Raw genomic sequence first — 2,477 nt, 5'->3', positions numbered from 1 at the left:
CTTCGCCCCAGTAGCCGGCAATAAAATTACCGGTGCCGACGACCAGCACGCTGCCACGAGGTACGCGCTCCATCGCCAGGTGCAAAGAGAGATTGTCACCTGGTGAACACTCCAGCGGGTAGGCCGGTGCGGCGATAAAGGCACCGTCCCAGACTGGGCGAATTGCACTGTCCACCGCGCATGGGAGATGTGAGGCTTCATACAGTGTTGAGCTGCCCAACACTTTTGCCCGTTCGTGGAAATTCAAGGGGAGGGTGAGCGTAGTCATCAGATTTTCCTCTGCAGGCCGTGGTAGCCCAGCGCGTCGCGGGCTTCTTTAAGGGTTTTTCCTTGACCAATCATCGTGCGAATGTCGGCTTCAACAGCTTCGATTTGGCGGGCACAGGCGGCCACTTCAGCGGCCCGGTCGCGCGGCACTATCACCACGCCATTGGCGTCAGCAACAACAATGTCTCGGGCGCAGACCCGTGCTGTGCCGATCGACACCGGCTGGTTGACCGACTGAACCTGTACTCGGTCTTTACCTGTACGCATGAAACGGCCCTTGCTAAAAATCGGATAGCCGTCGCCCAGAGCTTTGCTAACGTCACGGCACACACCATCGATGACCGTGGCGGCGATTTTTCGGCTACCGGCGTACTGGGTCATGATGTCACCCCAGACCGTGCAGTCAGTGCGGCCGCCATTGTCGATAACCACCACATCGCCTACGGCTACGTCTTCGATAAAGTCTCCTACGGTGCCGGGTGGCACGCTCGCCGAGACGTACTGCACGGTGAACGCTGGGCCGACGATGACCTTGCGGTAGTTGTCGAGCGGCGCTATACCGAGGCATTGACCCGGTAGGCCAAGCTTGTCCATGGCATCAGAGACCCCAGGCGTGTCGAGCCCCTCGAACAGGGCAATCAGTTCTTGATCATTGATGTTCATCGGGAGCGCTCCACGTGAATAGCTTCGAACTGGGTGTCATGCATGACTTCGGCCACTGAGCGTCCGCTGCGAACAGCTTCAACCATGCCGTCCTGGCGGCGGGCAATACGCTCGCCAAGATCTACAACCTTCTCGATGTAAGCTTGGGGCACGAACACGGTTCCGCATTTATCGGCGATGACGTAGTCGTCTTCACTGACCTGGACGCCGGCGACGTTGATCGTCACGGCGGAGTCAATCTGAACCACTCGGTTGCGCGCGCTGATCATGGTGACCCCACGGCCAAAAACCGGGTAGCCAATCGATTCGCTGCCTTCGATGTCACGACTGAAACCGTCGATGACCGTGCCGCGTACCTGTTTACACGCCGACGCGTTGGCGAGAATGTCGCCCCAACAGGAGATGCCTTCGATACCCCCAGCAATCACCAGTACACGATCGTCGGTGTCGATCTGTTCAACCACGGGTGTAATCAGATGCACAGTGGGGGAGTTGTCAGATTTAGGTGCGAGGAGAACGGTACTGGCGCGACCAACGATCTTCGGGCAGTTCCACAGCGGACGCAGCCCGACGGTGGCGCCTGGCAGGCCGAGGAAGTCGAGAGCGTCGGACACCGTATTGGTATCCAGTGTCGCCAAGCGATCCAGCATTTTGGTCATGGGTGAGCCCCTTTAGTGACGGAGGCGTCCAGTGTCGGTTAGACCATTTGATAGGTATATTACTAATCACAGAAGTTTCAGATACGTTAAACCTATGGATTAATCATGATCAATTTCCGTCTGATCCGTCACCTCTGGCTCTTCCTGGCCGTTGCCGAAGAGCAGAACTTCGGGCGTGCTGCCAAGCGCCTTGGCATGTCTCAACCCCCGCTCAGCGAACAGATTCAGGTGCTGGAGCAAGCGCTGAAGGTCACGCTATTCGAGCGATCTCGACGTGGAGCGAAACTAACTCCCGTGGGTGCGGCAATTTTGCCTGCGGTGCGCAAATTCGCTGAGCAACTCGAGCGGTTGGAGTTGGCGGTGGAAGAAGCAGTGGCGGGCCAGTCGGGGATGTTGACTATTGGCGCAATATCCACAGCGATGTTCGACGTTTTACCGGGCCTGATCGAGCAATTGAAAAACGATTACCCGCACTTGACGGTATCCGTGCGGGAAATCGACAGCGTCGAGGCTGTTCCAGCACTTGAAGCCGGAGACATCGACCTGGCATTCGCCCGACTGGACGGTGATCTCGGCGGGTCGGTCGATTCACTACCGCTTCTGGAAGATCGCCTGGTGGTGGCCTTACCGAGCGATCATGCCTTAGCTTCACGCACGCGAATCAGCCTATCCAGTTTGTCCAACGAGCCTTTGGTGATGTTTGCCCGAAAGGTCAGCCCAGTGTATTTCGACAATCTGATCGCCACCTGCCGAGCCAGCGGGTTTTCCCCTCGCGTGTTGCATGAAGTGCGTTCAGTCGCTTCGCAGATTGCCTTTGTCAGCTATGGCCAAGGCATCGCATTGGTACCGGCGTCACTAAAAAAACTGGCGCCCAACAATGTCGTATTT

Annotated in this window: 4 protein-coding genes; 1 reads left to right on the top strand and 3 read right to left on the bottom strand. The window is 57.4% G+C overall.

Translation table 11 applies throughout. From position 1 onward, the window contains the following. The 3 genes from AC1DSG_RS30215 to AC1DSG_RS30205 all read right to left on the bottom strand — a co-directional run. The coding region (locus tag AC1DSG_RS30215; RefSeq protein ID WP_477794146.1) for an RraA family protein at window positions 1-268 on the bottom strand (268 nt) is incomplete at its 3' end. Beyond that, a complete protein-coding gene (locus AC1DSG_RS30210; protein ID WP_477794145.1) occupies window positions 268-930 on the bottom strand; it encodes an RraA family protein in 663 nt (220 codons plus the stop codon). The genes AC1DSG_RS30210 and AC1DSG_RS30215, both read right to left, overlap by 1 nt. Beyond that, entirely contained in the window at window positions 927-1,589 is a 663-nt protein-coding gene (locus tag AC1DSG_RS30205) for an RraA family protein (protein WP_477794144.1), read from the bottom strand. Before AC1DSG_RS30205 ends, AC1DSG_RS30210 begins: the two co-directional genes overlap by 4 nt. A 105-nt stretch (window positions 1,590-1,694) precedes the next feature. Between AC1DSG_RS30205 and AC1DSG_RS30200 the strand changes: the two genes are divergently transcribed. Continuing rightward, the coding region (locus AC1DSG_RS30200) for a LysR substrate-binding domain-containing protein (RefSeq protein ID WP_477794143.1) at window positions 1,695-2,477 on the top strand (783 nt) is incomplete at its 3' end.

The organism is Pseudomonas sp. P5_A12, from assembly GCF_056400685.1.
Note: the sequence above shows the minus strand (reverse complement) of the source record. Positions and strands in the feature narration are given on the sequence as shown.

Coding starts and splice junctions, on each gene's coding strand:
- AC1DSG_RS30205 (WP_477794144.1), bottom strand. CDS start 1,589: ATGACCAAAATGCTGGATCGCTTGGCGACACTGGATACCAATACGGTG.
- AC1DSG_RS30210 (WP_477794145.1), bottom strand. CDS start 930: ATGAACATCAATGATCAAGAACTGATTGCCCTGTTCGAGGGGCTCGAC.